Genomic DNA, 18273 nt, shown 5'->3' with positions numbered 1-18273 from the left:
ACGCGCCCTACCTGCATCAAGTCGAAAATGTAGTCCATGTATTGAGGAGACTTCCGTGCCGAACCGACGTCGACGCCGGCTCTCGACGGCCTTGAGCTCAGTCGCCGCTCTGGCTGTCGCGGGTCCTGTTGCAGTGGCAGCCGTGTCCGAGTTGTCCGCCGAGAACGGCGCCCCGCAGCACCGCGAGTTCGTGCAGGCCGCGAACATCACCGACCTTCCCGCCGAGCTGATGTCCGCGCTGTCGCAGGGCCTGTCGCAGTTCGGGATCAACCTTCCCCCGATGCCGAGCCTGCTGGGGGGCGGAGCAGCGTCCCCGACCACGCTGACTCCGGGCCTGGGCACCGGCCTGACCACGCCCACCCTGACCGACCCGGCACTGGCCAGCCCGGGCCTGACCAATCCCGCGCTGACCAACCCGTCGTTGACCAGCCCGGCAGGCCTGGCGCCCGCCCTGACCACGCCGGCGTTGACCGATCCGGCCCTGGCGAGCCCGGGTCTGACGACCCCGAGCCTGACCGACCCGGCGCTGGCGAACCCGGGTCTGACGACGCCGAGTCTGACCGACCCGGCGCTCACCACACCCGGGCTGAGCACCCCACCGGCACTGACCGACCCGGTGCTCGGCGCGGCCCCGATCTCGACCTCGGGCCTGCCGCTCACCGGTGAGGTCCCGATCTCCGCGCCCGTGGGCCTGGACCCCGCGCTGGGCACCTACCCGATCCTCGGGGATCCCTCGCTGGCGGTGACCCAGCCGGTGGCCTCCAGCAGCGGCGGCCTGTTGTCCGACCTCACCAGCGCGGCCAACCAGCTGGGCGCGGGCGAGGCAATCGACCTGCTCAAGGGCATCGTGATGCCCGCGATCATGTCGGCGGTCAAGCCGCCGGCCCCGGTGCCCGCCGCACCGGTGGCCACCGCCGCCGGCGAGGCACCGCTGGGTGCCGCCGAGGCCGCACCCGAGACGGCCGACGCGCTCACCGATCCCGGCGCCTGAGTCCTTCACACAGGACGGCACCGCAGATGCCTTGTGCTCTGCGGTGCCGTTGCCGTGCGGGAATTACGGGTCCCACTTTTCGCGTGTCGCAACACAAGTAACAATTGGCACATACGTAACATCAGTCCGTGCTGTGTCGGCGCCCCGCCCCATCGATCCTGTTCACCGCAGTCGCGGCGACGGTGATCATGCTGCCGTGGGCGATCAACGGCGTCCCGGGTGAGGACGCGGGTCCGGCCCCCGCAACCATCGGCGCCCCGCAGATGGTGCACCAACCCCTCCCCGATCTGCGTGGCGGCGAGACCGTCCGCGAGATACACCAGGACACTCCGTTCTCGATGGTCGCGCTGACGGCGGCCGACCTGACCGAGACCACCGCCCGGGTCCGCGCCAAGAAGGACGACGGCAGCTGGGGACCCTGGTACGAGGCCGAGGCCATGGAAGGCGTCGGCGCCGACCTGCCCGGTCCGCGCGGCACCGAACCGGTGTTCGTCGGGCGCACGACGACCGTCCAGATCGCCGTCACCCGCCCCGAGGACGCCGCACCAACCGGACCGGCGACCGTGGCGGAGACCGACGGACCCGAACTCGGCTACATTCCCGCCAACACCGAGCATCCGTTCGGCGAGAACGTCAACGCCGTTCTGATCAGCCCGCCCGAGGCGCCCGTCGATATGCTGCCGTTGCCCAATGCGGCCACGCCGCCGGGTCAGCCGCCGCACATCATCCCGCGCGCAGGGTGGGGCGCCGACGAGTCGATGCGCTGCGGAGAACCGCGCTACGACAGCAAGATCCGCGCAGGCGTGGTGCACCACACCGCCGGCAGCAACGACTACTCGCCGCAGGATTCCGCCGGGATCGTCCGGTCGATCTACGAGTACCACACCCGCATGCTGGGCTGGTGCGACATCGCCTACAACGCCCTGGTGGACAAGTACGGACAGGTGTTCGAGGGCCGCGCGGGCGGGATGACCCGACCGGTCGAGGGCGCGCACACCGGTGGCTTCAACCACAACACGTGGGGCGCGGCGATGCTCGGCAACTTCGACGTCGAACCACCCACACCCATCCAATTGCGCACCACCGCACGGCTTCTGGGCTGGGTGCTGGGCCAGTCCGGTGTCGATCCGCTGGGCGCGGTGGCACTGCCCTCCGAAGGCGGGTCGTTCACCAAGTTCCCGTTCGGGTCCTCGCCGACCCTGCCGACCATCTTCACCCACCGCGACGTCGGGGCCACCGAATGTCCGGGTGCCGCCGCGTACGCGCAGATGGACATGATCCGCGAGATCGCCGCGCGCTTCAACGACCCGCCCGGACCCGAGCAGCTCGCCGAATCCCTGCGCGGCGGAGCAATATTCGCCAAATGGGAGTCGCTCGGCGGGATGAACAGCTTCCTCGGCCGGCCCACCTCACCGGAGGCCTCCGGCGAGGGCGCGACCCGGTATGTCACCTTCGAACGCGGCGCGATCTACTGGTCGCCGGAGACCGGCGCCGAACCCGTCACCGGTGAGCTCTACAAATCCTGGGGCTCACTGGGTTTCGAACGCGGAGCGCTGGGCCTGCCGACCAGTGGGGAGATCGCCGAGCCGCTGTGGATCGTGCAGAACTTCCAGCACGGGACCCTGAACTTCGACCGCGAGAAGCACACCGTGACCCGGGTGCTCGACGGAGTGCCCGTCGAGTTGCCGCCCGCACCCGCGGACATGGCGCCGATCCAGCTCGAGCGTTTCACGCCGCCGGCCAACCCGGTCTGAGAACTTCAGTCCACCTGCCAGAACCGCTCGAGCACCTGCGCCACACCGTCTTCGGCGTTGGTCTCGGTGACCTCGTCGGCCGCGGCCAGCGCCTCGGGATGCGCGTTGCCCATCGCCACACCCAGGCCCGCCCACGACAGCATCGGCACGTCGTTGGGCATGTCCCCGAAGGTCACGATGTCGGCTGCCGAGATGCCCAACGGGGTGGCCACCTCGGCGATCCCGGTGGCCTTGCTGATGCCGAGCGGCACGACCTCGATGAGCCCGTTGTTCGTCGAGTAGGTGATGTCCCCGGCGTTGCCGATGTGACCGGCCAGCACATCGGCCATCTCGGCGCTGGTGACCCCGGCCTTGCGGATCAGCAGTTTGACCGCGGGCGCACTGAGCAGATCCTCCAGCGACACCTCGGTGTTGTCCGGGTTGAGCCACGCGTGCTCGTATCCCGGCGAGCTGACGAACTGCGGCGTGGCCGCGTCGTGCGCACTGCGCCCGACCCGCTCGACGGCCAGTCCGGCGCCCGGGATCAGCCGGGTCGCGATCTCGGCCAGTTCGGCCAGGGCGTCGGCCGACAGGGTGCGCGCCGAGACGATGCGGTCGCTGGCCGGGTCGTAGACCACCGCCCCGTTGGCGCACACCGCCATCGGGGCGAAGCCCAGCTGGTCGACGATCGGTCCCACCCACCGCGGCGGCCGGCCCGTCGCCAGGACGAAATGGGCGCCCGCATCCAGGGCGGCCTCGATCGCGGCCCGTGTCCTGGGGGTGACGCGCTCCTCGTCGTCGATCAGCGTGCCGTCGACGTCGGTGGCGATCAGTTCCGGTGTCATGCGCGGTCGGTCCGCCTGCGGGCGCGGCGCGCCCGCTCGGCTGCGTCGAGACGCTCGGCTTCCTGCGGCGTCGGCGCCCCGCCACCGAGGCGGTGCGGAACCCAGAACGCCCCGGCCGGGTGATCGTGACCCGCCTGAGCGGAGTACAGCAGCTCGGTCATGTCCCTCCGCAACGTCGCCATCAGTTCTTCGACCGTACCCCGCGGCGGGATCGGCGCACCGACGGCGACGGTGACGTCAAAATGCTTACGCCCCAGCGCCCGCGGATGGTCCTTGGTCCAGATCCGCTGGGTGCCCCACACGATCATCGGCACGATCGGCACCTGCGCCGCGGAGGCCATCCGCGCCGCGCCGGACTTGAAGTCCTTCAGCTCGAAGCTGCGGCTGATGGTCGCTTCCGGGTAGACGCCCACCAATTCGCCGGCGCGCAGCGCGCGCACCGCGTCGGCGTAGGCGCCCGCCCCGGCCTGCCGGTCGACCAGGATCGTGCCGGTGTGCTTGATCAGGAACCGCACCACCGGCACGTCGTTCATCTCGGCTTTGAGCATGAACCGCAGGCGGCGTCCGCGCCGCGCCACGGCCAGCCCCGCGGGCAGGAAGTCGACGTAGCCGGTGTGGTTGATCGCCACCACGGCGCCGCCGGAGGCCGGGATGTGCTCCAACCCCCGGAAGTCGATCCGGGTGGCGGTAGCTCGGACGAGCAACGCGGCGGTGGCCTCCAGCGCGCGGTAGACCGGCTCCATCGCTACCCCGATGCTCCCCCGGGTTCACCACCCGCGGCCGTCGGGCCGGCCCGCCGCGCAGCCCTGGCCGCGGCTTCCTCGGCGTCCAACCGGGCGGCCTCGGCCATTGTCGGCGCACCGCCACCCAGCCGGTGCGGCACCCAGAATGCTCCGGCCGGGTGCGGGCCGTAGGCGTCCTGCACCTGTTCGAGCAGATGCGTCATGCGCGAGTGCAGCAGCGCGGTCAACTCGGCGGCCGGCAGGGTCGGCTGGATCGGCTTGCCGACGGCGATGTGGATGGGCACCTTGGGCCGCCACATCTTCTTCGGGTGGTCCTTGGTCCAGATCCGCTGGGCGCCCCAGACGATGTGCGGCACGATCGGAACGTTCGCCGCGATCGCCATCCGCGCGGCGCCGGACTTGAACTCCTTGATCTCGAAGCTGCGACTGATGGTCGCCTCGGGGTAGACGCCGACGAACTCGCCCTCGGCGAGCTTGCGGCAGGCCTCCTCGAACGACGCCGCGCCGCTCTGCCGGTCGACCTCGATATGGCGCAGGCTGCGCATGATCGGCCCGGTGATCTTGTGGTCGAACACCTCTTTCTTGGCCATGAACCGCACCTTGCGACCCAGGCCCTGCCGGTAGGCGGGCAGCCCGGCGAACGTGAAGTCGAAATAGCTGGTGTGGTTGATCGCGATGACCGCGCCACCGGTGCGGGGAAGATTCTCCACGCCGGTGACGGTGAACTTGAGACCTTGCACGCGCCAGACCAGCCGAGCGATCTGGATCACTGTGCCGTAAACCGGTTCCACAGCGAATCAGCGTAGTGCTCCGCGGCGCCCCCTCGCGCCGGACCGACGCACGGTTGTCGCGGCGCTAAGCTGCTAACCGGAACCGCAGCCACTCGGAAGGACATCTGTGCAGGTCACCAGCGTCGGGCACGCCGGCTTCCGGATCGACACCAAGGCCGGGAGCATCCTGTGCGACCCCTGGGTGAACCCCGCCTACTTCGCGTCCTGGTTCCCCTTCCCGGACAACAGCGGGCTGGACTGGGCGGCACTCGGCGACGTCGACTACCTCTACGTGTCCCACCTGCACAAGGACCACTTCGATCCGGAGAACCTGCGCGCCCACGTCAACAAGGACGCGATGGTGCTGCTGCCGGACTTCCCGGTCCCTGATCTGCGCCGCGAGCTGGAGAAACTCGGTTTCCACCGCTTCTTCGAGACCACCGACTCGGTCAAGCACACCGTCAGCGGACCCAAGGGCGATCTCGATGTGATGATCATCGCGCTGCGCGCACCCGCCGACGGTCCGATCGGCGACTCCGGGCTGGTCGTCGACGACGGCGACACCGTCGCCTTCAACATGAACGACGCCCGCCCGGTGGATCTCGACGTTCTGCACGCGGAGTTCGGGCAGGTCGACGTGCACATGCTGCAGTACTCGGGCGCGATCTGGTACCCGATGGTCTACGACATGCCCGCCCGCGCCAAGGAGGCCTTCGGCGTGCAGAAACGCCAGCGCCAGATGGACCGGTGCCGGCAGTACATCGCGCAGGTCGGGGCGACCTGGGTGATTCCGTCCGCCGGGCCGCCCTGCTTCCTGGACCCGGAGCTGCGCGACCTCAACGACGACCACGGGGATCCGGCCAACATCTTCCCCGACCAGATGGTGTTCCTCGGCGAGATGCGGGCGCACGGACACGACGGCGGCCTGCTGATGATCCCGGGCTCGGTCGCCGACGTCACCGGCTCGCAGCTGCACGCGCTGACCCACCCGCTGCCCGACGACGAGGTCGAGAAGATCTTCACCACCGGCAAGGCCGACTACATCGCCGACTACGCCGATCGGATGGCGCCGGTGCTGGCCGCCGAGAAGGCCCGGTGGGCGCCGGCGACCGGCGACCCGCTGCTCGAGCCGCTGCGCGCGGTGTTCGAGCCGATCATGCTGGCCAGCGACCAGATCTGCGACGGCATCGGTTATCCCGTCGAGCTGCGCATGTCCGGCGGCGGGCACGACGAGACCGTGGTGCTGGACTTCCCCAAACGCGTGGTGCGCGAACCGATCGCCGACGAGAAGTTCCGTTACGGCTTCGCGGTGGCTCCCGAGCTGGTGCGCACCGTGTTGCGCGACGACGAGCCGGACTGGGTGAACACGATCTTCCTGTCCACCCGGTTCTCTGCGTGGCGGGTCGGCGGCTACAACGAGTACCTGTACACGTTCTTCAAGTGTCTGACCCCCGAGCGGATCGCCTACGCCGACGGCTGGTTCGCCGAGGCGCACGACGACAGCGCGTCGATCACGTTGGACGGCTGGGAGATCCAGCGCCGCTGCCCGCACCTGAAGGCAGACCTGTCGAAGTTCGGCGTGGTCGAGGGCAACACCTTGACGTGCAACCTGCACGGCTGGCAGTGGAACCTGACCAACGGCAGGTGCCTGACCACCAAAGGACACGAACTACGGTCGGAGAAGCTGTGACCGGTACCCAGACGCTGTACTACGACGACGGACGCATCCAGCTCGACAAGGAGGCGCTGACGTTGCGGCGCTACCACTTTCCGTCGGGAACGTCGAAAGTCATTCCGCTGCGCGACATCCGGAGCTACTCCACCGAGGCACTCGGCTTGTTCACGCACCGCTTCCGGATGTGGGGCAGCTCGGATCTGCGCCGCTGGCTACCGCTGGACGTCAGCAGGCCGTTCAAGACCACGCTGGTGACCCTCGACGTCGCCGGCACCCGCCTCAAGCCGGCGTGCACGCCCGCCGACCCGGACGAGTTCGTCCGGGTGCTCGATGAACTCCTGGGCGCGCGTTAGCTTTTCGGGCTCAGCACGTCGGTGCCGACGTAGGGCACCAGTGCCTGCGGAACCCGCACGCTGCCGTCGGGCTGCTGGTGGTTCTCCAGGATCGCCACCAACCAGCGGGTGGTGGCCAGGGTGCCGTTGAGCGTGGCCGCGGTCTGCGGCCTGCCGTTGTCGTCGCGGTAGCGCACCGCCAGCCGGCGCGCCTGGAACGTCGTGCAGTTCGACGTCGAGGTCAACTCGCGGTACGTGTGCTGCGTGGGCACCCACGCCTCGCAGTCGAACTTGCGGGCCGCGGAGGAGCCGAGATCGCCTGCGGCGATGTCGATCACGCGATAGGGCACCTCGATCGCGGCGAGCATCTGGCGCTGCCAGCCCAGCAGCCGCTCGTGTTCGGCCTCGGCCTGCTCGGGGGTGCAGTAGACGAAGCCCTCGACCTTGTCGAACTGGTGCACCCGGATGATGCCGCGGGTGTCCTTGCCGTAGCTGCCGGCCTCGCGGCGGAAGCAGGACGACCAACCGGCGTAGCGCAGCGGCCCGTCCGACAGATCGAGGATCTCGCCGGAGTGGTACCCGGCCAGCGGCACCTCCGACGTGCCGACCAGATAGAGGTCGTCGGCCTCGACGCGGTACACCTCGTCGGCGTGCGCACCCAGGAAGCCGGTGCCGGCCATGATCTCGGGACGCACCAGCACCGGCGGGATCATCAACGTGAAACCGTTCTCCACCGCGGTGCGCACGGCGAGCTGGAACAGGCCCAGCTGGAGCAGCGCGCCGGCGCCGGTGAGGAAGTAGAACCGCGAGCCCGACACCTTGGCGCCGCGTTCCATGTCGAACAGCCCCAGCGATTCGCCGAGTTCGACGTGGTCCTTCGGGTCCGTCAGGCTCGGGGGCTCCCCGACGGTGTCGAGCACGACGAAGTCGTCCTCACCGCCGGCAGGGACGCCGTCGATGATGACGTTCGAGATGGCCATGTGCGCGGCGGTGAAGGCCTGCTCGGCGTCGACCTGGGCGGCCTCGGCGGCCTTGACCCGCTCGGCGAGCTCCTTGGCCGCGGCCAGCAGCGCCGGCCGCTCGTCGGGGGAGGCCTTGCCGACCTTCTTGCTGGCCGCCTTCTGCTCGGCACGCAGGTTGTCGGCGGCCGAAATCGCGGTGCGGCGGGCGGCGTCGGCCTCGGCCAGCGCGTCGACCAGACCGGGATCCTCACCGCGGGCCCGTTGGGAGGCGCGGACGACGTCGGGGTTTTCTCGCAGCACCTTGAGGTCGATCACGGCCATACCCTACGGGGCGGCCGCAAGCCCGGTTCGAACCGCATAACGTTACAACTGCATCACTTGTCACAGCACCTGACACGCCTGTCACAATGGAGCGGATGTCCGACCCCACGCCCTCCCGCGGCTGGTGGCGCAGCCTGCAGGCCGAGGCCACCCGCCGTGCACTGCTGTTGACCGCGCTGGGCGGTCTGCTGATCGCCGGTGTGATCACCGCGCTGCCCCAGACCGATCCGGCCAGCGGACTGACCGCGAACTCGATCTCCCTGGGTCCGCGCGGCAACGCGACGTTCGATCAGGCCAAGAGTGGGGACTGCCTGGACTGGCCGGACGGTACGCCCGATTCCGCGCAGATCGTCGACTGCGCGGGCGAGCACCGGTTCGAGGTGGCTGCGTCGGTGGACATGCGCACCTTCCCGGGCAGCGAGTACGGTCCCGACGCCGAACCGCCGTCCCCGGCGCGCATCCAGCAGATCAGCCAGGAGCAGTGCACCGCGGCGGTCAAGCGGTACCTCGGGCCGCGGTACGACCCCAACAGCCGGTTCACCGTGAGCATGTTGTGGTCCGGAGACAAGGCGTGGCGACAGTCCGGCGAGCGCCGGATGCTGTGCGGGCTGCAGCTGCCCGGGCCGAACAACCAGCAGCTGCCGTTCTCCGGCCGGGTGGCCGAGGTCGACCAGTCCAAGGTGTGGCCGCCGGGAACCTGCCTGGGCATCGACCCCGGCACCAATCAGCCCACCGACATCCCGGTGGATTGCTCGGCCCCGCACGCGATGGAGGTGACCGGCGCGGTCAACCTGGCCGAGCGGTTCCCCGATGCCCTGCCCGCCGAACCCGAGCAGGACACCTACATCAAGGACACCTGCACCAAGCTGACCGACGCCTACCTGGCGCCGATCCAGCTGCGCAACACCACGTTGACCCTGATCTACAGCACGATCTCGCTGCCCAGCTGGGCCGCGGGCAGCAAGCAGGTCTCGTGCAGCATCGGCGCCACCCTCGGCAACGGCGGGTGGTCGACACTGCTCAACAGCGCCAAGGGCCCCCTGCTGATCAACGGGCAGCCGCCCGTGCCGCCGCCGGACATCCCCGCCGAGCGGCTGAACCTGCCGCCGATCCCGGTGCCCGAGCTGTCCGAATCGACATCGTCCTCGAGCGGCTCGTCGAGCTCGTCGGGGTCGTCGAGTTCCGGCGGCACGTCGTCGAACCAGACCGGCAGCACGTCCACCCAGCAGACCGAACACATGCGTGAGCCGGCGCCCGGGCCCGCCGCCACGGAGCAGACACCGGCTCCGGCACCGCCGCCGGCACCCGAGGCCGCCCCGCCACCGGCGCCGGGTCTGCCCCCGCCCCCGCCGCCGCCGGGGTTGCCGTTCGGGGCACCGCCGCCACCGCCGGCCCCCGCCGCGCCTCCTGCGCCGGCGCCCCCGGCCGACCCGCTCGCTCCGCCGCCGCCACCGGGCCCGTGATCCGTGGCGGTACGGATGAGCACGCAGCGGTTCGAAGAGTTGGTCGGTGACGCCCTCGACCTCATCCCCGCCGAACTGGCCGCAGCGATCGACAACGTGGTGATCCTGGTTGCCGACCGGCACGCCGAGGAGCCCGACCTTCTCGGCCTCTACGAAGGCGTCGCGTTGACCGAGCGGGATTCCTGGTATGCGGGCTCACTGCCGGACACGATCACGATCTTCCGCGAGGCGCTGCTGGACATCTGCGAGACCGAGGAGCAGGTGGTCGAGGAGGTGGCGATCACGGTGATCCACGAGATCGCGCATCACTTCGGGATCGACGACGAGCGGTTGCACGAATTGGGTTGGGCCTGACCCGATTGCGTGGCCTGCGCGCGGGCGCGGCGACCGCGCGCTGTCGGTCGCGGATGCTATGAACGAGTCATGAGCACAGCGTGCCGCGCCTGTCGGACAGGTCTGGAACATTGCCACGGCGCCCTGATCCACCATCCGTATCAACGCGACGAGTGCACCGAGCCGGACTGTTTCGCCCCTGCCGCCGTACACGACATGCACCTGGACTGCAGCAGCGTGGGTTGCGTCTGCGACGAGGTGTCATCGGCGGCGGTCTCAGCCCATCGGGTCGGGTGACCGCGACGGCTCGGTGACCACGGCCGGCTCGGGACCGAACGGCGGCGTCACCGCGCCCCACTGCACACAGCTCCAGCGGCCCGCGCCTGAGGGCGCGAGCACCACCGCCTCGGTGTTGGCCAGGTGGTGGTCCACGGCGAACCTGCTGTCCAGCCCGGACAGCACCGCCCCGATCAGCCGGATCGCCGCGCCGTGGCTGACCACGACGATGTCGTCGGTCCAGGAGTCGTGGTCGAGGTATTCGGCGCGCAGCCCGTCGACCACCGGGATGTAGCGGTCGAGGACGTCGCGCCCGGACTCGCCCCCGGGCATCGCGAGGTCGAGTTCCCCGCCGTGCCACCGCCGGTAGATCGCGTTGAACTCGTCGTGGGCCTCGTCGTCGCTGCGGTTCTCCAGCTCGCCGACCTGCACCTCGTGGATGCCGTCGAGTTCGCGCGCCCCGACGTGGGCCGTCGGGCTGATGACCCCGTGGATCTCGGAGGCCGTCTGCACGGCGCGGGTGGCGATCGAGTGCGTGAGCAGCCCGGGACGGCGCGGCAACCCGCGGGCGAACGTGCGGGCCTGTTCGCGGCCGAGGTCGGTCAGCTCGGCACCCGGGGGCAGGGTGTCGAGGCGGCGGGCGACGTTGCCGTGCGTCTGACCGTGCCGCACGAGCACCAGCCTGCCGCTCACGGCGCGCCCTCACGCAGCCCGCGCAGCCACCCCGAGGCCTCGTCGAGTGACGGCGGGGCGGCCCCGACCAACGTTCCGGTGGGCCAGGAACCCAGGTAGCGCACGTCGGCGCACCGGCGGTGCAGCGCCCGCATGGCCTCGGCCACCGGCTCGTCGTCGATGTGGCCGACGAAGTCCAGGAAGAAGACGTAGGTGCCCAGCTCGGTGCGGGTGGGCCGGGATTCGATCCGGGTCAGGTCGATGTCGCGGATCGACAGTTCGGTCATCGCCGACACCAGCGCTCCCGGCACGTTGTGCAGCCGCAGCGCGACCGAGGTGCGGTCGGCGCCCGTCCGGGCGGGCGGTGGCCCGGGTGGGCCTACGAGCACGAACCGGGTGCGCGCGTTGGGTTCGTCGACGACGCCGGCGGCCAGCTCGCGAAGCCCGTAGCGCTGGGCGGCCAGGACTGTGGTGACGGCGGCGTCGGCGCGCCCTGCGGCGACGTCCTGGGCCGCCGCGGCGTTCGAATTCGCCGGAACCAGTTGACTTTCCGGGAGGTGCTCGGCGAGCCAGTGCTTCACCTGTGCGGCCGCGACCGGGAACGCCGCGACCGTCCGCACCGGCGCCCCGTCCCGGTCGGCCGCGGTGGCGATGGTGAAGCACACGTCGAGGGTCAGCTCGGCGTAGATCTGCAGCGGCGGACCGACGGCCAGGCTGTCGAGCGTCGACATCACCGAACCGTCGATGGAGTTCTCGATCGGGACGCACGCGAAGTCGGCGTCGGCGCTGCGCACCGCCGCCAGCGCGGCGGCCGCGGTGTCCTTGGGCAGCGGCTGCACGCGCGTCGGCGAGGTGCCGCCGGGGATCAGTCCGTCGGCCTCGAGGGCGCGCAGCGCAGCCTCGGTGAACGTTCCCTCAGGTCCGAGGTAGGCGATGCCGGGCACCGCAACAGCCTATCGGTCGCGCGCGGTAATCCCGTTCCGCTGCGAGGAAGCTCTTGCGCCATCCGCCAGGGGCTAGTTAAGTTAGGCAAACCTTACCAAGAAGAAAGGTGGCGTGATGACCTCTTCAGCACCGACCACAGCCGAGCGGATCCGCAGCTTGTGCGCACGACCGTGCAGTGCCATCGTCGCTGTCGAAGGTCTGGAACCGACCCCGACCCCCGTGCACCACCTCCTCGGCGACGGGTCGTTCGCGATCACCGTCCCGAGTGACGATGCGCTCAACGGCACCGTGGTGGCCGCAGGCCACGCCGGCGTCCAGGCGGTGCTCGAGATGACCGACTACGCACCGCTGCCCCTGCGTGAGCCCGTGCGGTCGCTGGTCTGGATCCAGGGCCGGCTGCGCACGGTGTCCGACGCCGAGGTGCCGGCACTGCTGGACCTGATCGCCGCCACCGACCCCAATCCCGCTCTGCTGCAGGTCAATCCCGGATCGGCCGACGAGCACCGCTACGCGATGATGCGCCTGGAGGTCGAGTCGGTCGTGGTGGCCGACTCCACCGGAGCGGAGTCGGTGCCGCTGTCGGTCCTGCTGGGCGCGCGGCCCGACCCGTTCTGCGCCCTGGAGTCCGGCTGGCTGCAGCACCTGGAGTCCGCGCACCGCGACATCGTCGACCGGCTCGCCGCCCGCCTGCCGAACACGCTGCGGCGGGGCCGCGTCCGCCCGCTGGGGCTGGACCGCTACGGCGTGCAGTTGCGGGTGGAGGGCGAGGACGGCGACCACGACGTGCGGTTGCCGTTCACCAAGCCGGTCGACGACGTCTCCGGTCTCAGCCAGGCGATCCGGGTCCTGATGGGCTGCCCCTTCCTCAACGGTCTGCGGGCTCGCGGGGTCTAGCGTTGCTCGGGTGAGCGACTCCCCCGGCGGCCACGGCGATCTCACCGTGGCCGAGCGCCGCGCGCTGCGCATCGAAGTGGCCGTCGTGCTGGCGGTCACCTTCGCCCTGAGCGCCTACACCGCGCTGCTGCGTCTCGTCGAGAGCGTCCTGGTCGGGCTCGCCGACCAGACCGTCGCGATCAACCCGCGCCGATCGTCGTTCGACCTGATCGACCTCGGCCTCAACCTGGCCGCGGTGTTCCAGCTGCTGGCCTGGGGAGCGCTGGCGGTGTATCTGCTGTGGCGTAGCGGTGACGGTCCCGCCCGGATCGGGTTGGACCGGATCCGTTGGCGCGCAGATGTTCTCGGTGGTGTCGGGCTGGCCCTGCTCATCGGTGTCCCGGGCCTGGCGCTCTATCAGATCGCCCGGATCATCGGCCTCAACGCCGCGGTGGAGGCGGCCGAACTCAACGACACCTGGTGGCGCATCCCGGTGTTGCTGCTGCTGTCCTTCGGCAACGGGTGGGCCGAGGAGGTGATCGTGGTCGGGTTCCTGTTGACCCGGCTGCGCCAGCTGGGGGTCAACCCGTGGGTGGCGCTGGTGGTCTCGAGCCTGCTGCGCGGGGCCTACCACCTCTACCAGGGGTTCGGCGCAGGGCTGGGCAACATCGCGATGGGTCTGGTCTTCGGCTACGCCTGGCAGCGCACCGGCCGCCTGTGGCCGTTGATCATCGCGCACGCCCTGATCGATGCGGTGGCGTTCGTCGGTTACTCGCTGCTGGCGGGGCAACTGGGTTGGTTGCGCTGATCCGACTAACCTCAGTCTGTGACCGGAGCAGGACCACCGGACCGGCGCGAACCGCCGCACGTCATCCGGCGTGACCCCGGGTACCGTCCGCCGTGGCCGCCCAACCCGCCGACGCCGCGCCGCCGACCCCCGCCGCCGCGAGTCCCCGCGCCGCCCCCGCGTAACGCCCCGCCCCCGCGACGGCCGCAACCTCCCCCGCCCCCGCCGCGGCGACCGCAACCCGCCGCACCCCCGCCGCGGCAGCAGTCCCCCCGCCCGGCAGCGCCACCACGTCCTGCACCACGCCGTCGACGCCGCCGGTGGCCGCAGATCGTCCTGGCCGTCCTGCTGGTCACGGTCACCGCGACCGTCGCCGCAGCGGTGTGGACCGACCTGTCCCTGCGGCGGATCGCGGCGCTGACGTCCTATGCCGACCGGCCGGCCGCGGGAGCCGGGACCACCTGGCTGCTCGTCGGGTCCGACAGCCGCAGCGACCTCAGCCCGGAACAACAGGCCGCGCTGACCACCGGCGGTGACCTCGGGCAGCCCCGCACCGACACCATCCTGCTGGTGCACCTGCCCGGCTGGTCGTCGTCGACGCCGCCCACCGTGGTGTCGATCCCCCGGGATTCCTATGTCGACATCCCCGGCTACGGCAGCGACAAGATCAACGCGGCGTACTCGATCGGTGGCGCCCCGCTGCTGACCCGCACCGTCGAGGAAGCCACCGGGCTGCGCATCGACCGGTACGCCGAGATCGGGTTCGGTGGGTTCGCGGCGCTGGTGGACGCGGTCGGCGGGGTGACGATCTGTCCGGCCGAGCCCATCGACGACCCGCTGGCGGGCATCAACCTGGCCGCCGGCTGTCAGCACGTCGACGGCGCCACCGCGTTGGGTTTCGTGCGCAGCCGCGCCACCCCGCGCGCCGACCTGGACCGCATGGCCAACCAGCGGCAGTTCGTCTCGACGTTGGTGCAGCGGGTGGTCAGCCCGGCGGTGCTGGTCAACCCGCTGCGCTGGTACCCGACGATGCGCGCGCTGACCGACACGCTCACCGTCGGCGAGGGCGAGCACGTGTGGAACATCGTGCGGCTGGCGTGGGCGCTGCGCGGTGACGTCACCACGGTGACCGTCCCCATCGGGGAGTTCGGCGTCAACGGCTCCGGGGCCGTGGTGGTGTGGGACGACCAGGCCGCGCAGGCGCTGTTCACCGCGCTGGCGACCGATTCGGCGATCCCGCCGGAACTGCTCGACGGCGCACCCTGAGCCTCAGCAAACATTTTCCGGGTGTTGTTACACGCGCCACAAAGGCGATACTCAGTAAGGGCAACCTACGCTCAATTAGGTTGACCTTCGCTGACAACCGCCTCTGACCTGGCCTATTGTGGTGCCATGACCACGACAGACGCACTTGACACCAAGTTCCACAGCCTCCTGCACGACCAGGTCCGCAGCGAACTCGGAGCGTCGCAGCAGTACCTGGCCATCGCCGTGCATTTCGACGCTGCCGACCTGCCGCAGCTGGCCAAGCTCTTCTACCGGCAGTCGGTGGAGGAACGCAATCACGCGATGATGCTGGTGCGCTATCTCGTCGACCGCGGCGTCCCGGTGGAGATCCCCGCCCTGGACCCCGTGCGCAACGCCTTCGACACCCCGCGCGACGCGATCGGTCTGGCCCTGGACCTCGAACGCGCGGTCACCGACCAGTTCAGCCGGCTCGCGGCCACCGCGCGCGACGAGAACGACTACCTCGGCGAGCAGTTCGTGCAGTGGTTCCTCAAGGAGCAGGTCGAGGAGCTCGCGCTGATGACCACGCTGGTCCGGGTCGCCGAGCGCGCCGGCGCCGACCTGTTCGACCTGGAGACCTTCGTGGCCCGCGAGATCGACGCCCCGTCCGCGGATGCGACCGCCCCGAAGGCGGCCGGCGGAGCGCTCTAGACCTGCAGCTGATCGGCGCCGGTCGGGTCAGTCCCGGCCGGCGCCTGTCAATCCGTCCTGCAACCAACCCTTGGTCCGGCCGGGGTGGTTGGTGGCGATCCAACCGACACCGAGGTCGCGGCAGTACTGCACATCCTCGTAATGGTCGACGGTCCAGCAGTACAGCGCCCGGCCCTGCGCCGCGGCGCGATCCACCAGCTCCGGATGCTCGCGCAGCGTCGCGATGGACGGCCCGACCGCGGTGGCGCCGACGGTGGTGGCCGCGCTGCCGCCCAGATAACGCGACGTCTCCCCGAGCAACACGGTGGGCAGCAGCGGCGCCGCCCGACGGATCCGCCACACCGCGGCCGCCGAGAACGACATCACCACCGCGCGCGACAGATCGGCCGACGCCGGCGAGGCGATACCGTAGCGCTGCAGTACCGCCAGAACCTTGGACTCCACGAGCGCGCCGTAGCGCACCGGATGCTTGGTCTCGATGAAGATCTTGACCGGACGGTGCCAGTCCAGCACCAGCGACACCAGATCGTCGAGCGTCAACAGACCCGTATCGCCGAGGCTCCCGTCGGCGCGCCAACTCGGGTGCCAGGCGCCGTAGTCCAACTCCTGCAACTGGTCCAGCGTCATCTCGCTGACCAGGCCGGTGCCCGTCGACGTCCGGTCCAGCCGACGGTCGTGGATGCACACCAGGTGGCCGTCACGGGTCAGCCGCACATCGCATTCCACCGCGTCGGCACCTTCGTCGAGGGCCCTCACGTACGCGACGCGGGTGTGCTCGGGTAGTTCCGCCGAGGCGCCGCGGTGGGCCACCACGAACGGGTGGCCGCCACCGGCCGGGCCAGAACTCATGGGCCTATGCTGCCGGGTTCCGGTCTCGCGGCTCAACCGCCGCGCCGTCGTCCCCGTCGGCGCGGTCCGGTTCCCCGTCCGAGGGCACGGCGACCGGCACCCACCGCTTGGACGGCCGCTCGACGGGCTGGCGCTCGAAGCCGAGGAACACCTGCAGCACCAGCACCAGGGCCGCGATCCCGAACAGGTACGCCACGATCGAGGTCACGGTGTTGTCGGCGATGCCCTGGGGGTCGGTGGTGAAGCTCGTCGCGATCGCGAAGGCCGACACCGCGGTGGCCGCCGTCCACACCAGCGACCACAGCAGGATCGGTCCGCGCAACCACCGCAGCCGGGACTCGGCGTCGGCCAGCTCGATCACGAAGACCGGCGCCCAGACCAGATTCAGCACCGGGATCAGCGACCCCGCCCGCAGCGACCAGGTCGGCCGCGGGTCAGCCTGGCCGAGATGCGCGTACGCGGCCGCCCGTCGCGCGATCAGCCAGTTGGTCAACACCACTGCGCTCGCGACGATCATGAAGGCCGCGACCACGCTGACCGCGACACCGCCCCAGGTCGCGCCGGCGGCGATCCACGGGTTCAACAGCACGGTGCGGTTGATGATCAGCAGGATGTAGCGCACCAAGTGCACGAACGCCGCGGCACCCAGCACCGCCATCGTCGTCACCAGCGTCATCCGGACGACGGTCGCCGACGGGCCGGAGCGCACCGGCTCCTGTGCGGCCGGCGCCTCGAACTGTTCGGTGAGACCCCACCGCGGAATGGTCTGATACCGCGGTGTCGGGCCCAGGTGACGAGGCCCGCGCCGCGGCGGCGGCGGCGCACCGGGGCGAACCGCGACCCAGCGGAATCCCGCGGGCAACGACGGGGCGGGACGTTCGCCGCCCCGGGGTGCTCCCGCCGGCTGTGCCGGACGCCCCCAACCCGCCGCCGGGGCGGACCCGGACGGAGCCAGCAGCGTGCCGCGGCAGCGCGGACACCACACCCGCTGCCGGTCGCGCACGTTCCACCGCGTCCCGCACTGGGAACACACTTGGATCATCGCACCAGGATAGAGCGCCGGCGCTGCGCGACGGTCGCTCAGACCGTGCCCGCCGCGCCGCTGTCGGTGACCACGGCGCGGCCGGCTTCGGCCCACGCGGCCATGCCGCCGGCGACGTTGATCGGGGTGAATCCGTTCTGGGCGAGGTACTGCGCCACCCGCTGCGAGCGGCCGCCGAGGTGGCACACCACGAACAGTTGCGCCTCGCGGTCGATCTCTGCGAGGCGGGCGGGGATCTCGCCCATCGGGATGTGCTGCGCGCCGGGTGCGTGGCCACGCTGCCACTCGTCGTGCTCTCGCACATCGAGGAGCACCACCGAGGCGTCGAAGGTCGTCGGCACTTCGCCGATGTGTGCCTGCGGGATGCCCGCGTCGTCTGGCCCGTTCATGGCGCCCATGCTGACATGCGGGAGTGGCCCAGGCCACATTCAGCGGTCAGCAATGTGGCGTCGAGGCCGACCTATCCACAGTTTCCACAGGTTCATCCACAGGCAGCGGCGCGCTACCTCGCCTCCCGCACGCCGGTCACAGGCGTCTGCGCGGGCCGTCACTGTGGATAACGACCAAGTGGGCAGGTCCGGGTTTGCACAGCCGTCCAACGAAGCGAGCGAAATTGCTCGTTAGGCTAAGCAACATGGCGGTCGGACCGGGGCGCACTTCCCTGATTTTCCGTCAGCGAAGTCGAGGGGTTATGATCGGCGTCACACGGTCTGACTGTGACAG

General features: G+C 70.4%; 19 protein-coding genes. 10 read left to right on the top strand and 9 right to left on the bottom strand.

Translation table 11 applies throughout. From position 1 onward, the window contains the following. Positions 1-55: 55 nt before the first annotated feature. Both ACAG25_RS05885 and ACAG25_RS05880 read left to right on the top strand, forming a co-directional pair. Positions 56-991, top strand: a complete 936-nt coding sequence (locus ACAG25_RS05885; protein ID WP_370487358.1) for a hypothetical protein — start codon at positions 56-58, stop codon at positions 989-991. A 128-nt stretch (positions 992-1119) separates the two neighbouring features. Continuing rightward, the gene (locus ACAG25_RS05880; protein ID WP_370487357.1) at positions 1120-2745 is read left to right on the top strand and encodes an N-acetylmuramoyl-L-alanine amidase; all 1626 of its coding nucleotides are present in this window, start codon (positions 1120-1122) and stop codon (positions 2743-2745) included. A 5-nt stretch (positions 2746-2750) separates the two neighbouring features. Here ACAG25_RS05880 and ACAG25_RS05875 read toward each other — a convergent pair whose 3' ends face one another. From ACAG25_RS05875 to ACAG25_RS05865, 3 genes are read right to left on the bottom strand one after another with little or no spacing between them, the layout of a single operon-like run. Beyond that, the gene (locus tag ACAG25_RS05875) at positions 2751-3569 is read right to left on the bottom strand and encodes an HAD family hydrolase (RefSeq protein WP_370487356.1); all 819 of its coding nucleotides are present in this window, start codon (positions 3567-3569) and stop codon (positions 2751-2753) included. Then, positions 3566-4312: a lysophospholipid acyltransferase family protein gene (locus ACAG25_RS05870; protein ID WP_370487355.1), complete on the bottom strand. Its 747-nt coding sequence runs from the start codon at positions 4310-4312 to the stop codon at positions 3566-3568. The genes ACAG25_RS05875 and ACAG25_RS05870 overlap by 4 nt, the downstream gene beginning before the upstream one ends. 2 nt (positions 4313-4314) lie before the next feature. After that, positions 4315-5103 (bottom strand): lysophospholipid acyltransferase family protein, encoded by a 789-nt coding sequence (locus ACAG25_RS05865; RefSeq protein ID WP_370487354.1) that lies wholly within the window; start codon positions 5101-5103, stop codon positions 4315-4317. Between the two features lie 106 nt (positions 5104-5209). Here ACAG25_RS05865 and ACAG25_RS05860 point away from each other — a divergent pair, with 106 nt between their 5' ends. Then, on the top strand, positions 5210-6772 hold the full coding sequence (locus ACAG25_RS05860; RefSeq protein WP_370487353.1) for a Rieske 2Fe-2S domain-containing protein: 1563 nt from the start codon (positions 5210-5212) through the stop codon (positions 6770-6772). Continuing rightward, positions 6769-7110, top strand: a complete 342-nt coding sequence (locus ACAG25_RS05855; RefSeq protein WP_370487352.1) for a hypothetical protein — start codon at positions 6769-6771, stop codon at positions 7108-7110. The genes ACAG25_RS05860 and ACAG25_RS05855 overlap by 4 nt, the downstream gene beginning before the upstream one ends. On the opposite strand, the gene serS is transcribed toward ACAG25_RS05855, so the two are convergent. After that, positions 7107-8366 carry a serine--tRNA ligase gene (gene serS, locus ACAG25_RS05850; protein ID WP_370487351.1) on the bottom strand — a complete coding sequence of 420 codons (1260 nt, stop codon included), beginning with the start codon at positions 8364-8366 and terminating at the stop codon, positions 7107-7109. The genes ACAG25_RS05855 and serS overlap by 4 nt on opposite strands. 92 nt (positions 8367-8458) lie before the next feature. On the opposite strand from serS, the gene ACAG25_RS05845 reads away from it, so the two are divergent. Both ACAG25_RS05845 and ACAG25_RS05840 read left to right on the top strand, forming a co-directional pair. Then, complete coding sequence (locus ACAG25_RS05845) at positions 8459-9835, top strand: septum formation family protein (protein WP_370487350.1); 1377 nt, start codon at positions 8459-8461, stop codon at positions 9833-9835. 3 nt (positions 9836-9838) lie between these two features. After that, positions 9839-10189, top strand: a complete 351-nt coding sequence (locus ACAG25_RS05840) for a metallopeptidase family protein (RefSeq protein WP_370487349.1) — start codon at positions 9839-9841, stop codon at positions 10187-10189. Between the two features lie 255 nt (positions 10190-10444). Here ACAG25_RS05840 and ACAG25_RS05835 read toward each other — a convergent pair whose 3' ends face one another. Further along, positions 10445-11137, bottom strand: a complete 693-nt coding sequence (locus ACAG25_RS05835; protein ID WP_370487348.1) for a histidine phosphatase family protein — start codon at positions 11135-11137, stop codon at positions 10445-10447. Continuing rightward, the gene (gene pheA / locus ACAG25_RS05830) at positions 11134-12060 is read right to left on the bottom strand and encodes a prephenate dehydratase (protein WP_370487347.1); all 927 of its coding nucleotides are present in this window, start codon (positions 12058-12060) and stop codon (positions 11134-11136) included. The genes ACAG25_RS05835 and pheA overlap by 4 nt, the downstream gene beginning before the upstream one ends. Before the next feature lie 115 nt (positions 12061-12175). Between pheA and ACAG25_RS05825 the strand changes: the two genes are divergently transcribed. From ACAG25_RS05825 to ACAG25_RS05810, 4 genes are all read left to right on the top strand, one after another. Beyond that, positions 12176-12955: a DUF2470 domain-containing protein gene (locus ACAG25_RS05825; RefSeq protein WP_370487346.1), complete on the top strand. Its 780-nt coding sequence runs from the start codon at positions 12176-12178 to the stop codon at positions 12953-12955. 10 nt (positions 12956-12965) lie between these two features. Continuing rightward, on the top strand, positions 12966-13742 hold the full coding sequence (locus tag ACAG25_RS05820; protein WP_370487345.1) for a CPBP family intramembrane glutamic endopeptidase: 777 nt from the start codon (positions 12966-12968) through the stop codon (positions 13740-13742). 18 nt (positions 13743-13760) lie between these two features. Next, positions 13761-14987, top strand: a complete 1227-nt coding sequence (locus ACAG25_RS05815) for an LCP family protein (protein ID WP_370487344.1) — start codon at positions 13761-13763, stop codon at positions 14985-14987. 126 nt (positions 14988-15113) lie between these two features. Beyond that, positions 15114-15659: a ferritin gene (locus ACAG25_RS05810; RefSeq protein ID WP_370487343.1), complete on the top strand. Its 546-nt coding sequence runs from the start codon at positions 15114-15116 to the stop codon at positions 15657-15659. Between the two features lie 27 nt (positions 15660-15686). On the opposite strand, the gene ACAG25_RS05805 is transcribed toward ACAG25_RS05810, so the two are convergent. Genes ACAG25_RS05805 through ACAG25_RS05795 form a run of 3 tightly spaced genes read right to left on the bottom strand, consistent with a single transcriptional unit; the run spans position 15687 to position 17939 of the window. Further along, positions 15687-16508: a glycerophosphodiester phosphodiesterase gene (locus tag ACAG25_RS05805; protein WP_370487342.1), complete on the bottom strand. Its 822-nt coding sequence runs from the start codon at positions 16506-16508 to the stop codon at positions 15687-15689. 4 nt (positions 16509-16512) lie between these two features. Then, a complete protein-coding gene (locus tag ACAG25_RS05800; protein ID WP_370487341.1) occupies positions 16513-17550 on the bottom strand; it encodes a DUF4328 domain-containing protein in 1038 nt (345 codons plus the stop codon). A 38-nt stretch (positions 17551-17588) separates the two neighbouring features. Further along, positions 17589-17939 carry a rhodanese-like domain-containing protein gene (locus ACAG25_RS05795; protein WP_370487340.1) on the bottom strand — a complete coding sequence of 117 codons (351 nt, stop codon included), beginning with the start codon at positions 17937-17939 and terminating at the stop codon, positions 17589-17591. Between the last annotated feature and the right edge of the window lie 334 nt (positions 17940-18273).

It is taken from the genome of Mycobacterium sp. pV006 (assembly GCF_041287115.1).
In the GTDB taxonomy this organism is placed as follows: Bacteria; Actinomycetota; Actinomycetes; order Mycobacteriales; family Mycobacteriaceae; genus Mycobacterium.
The sequence above is the reverse complement of the archived record's forward strand: the minus strand, read 5'-3'. Positions and strand labels throughout refer to the sequence as shown.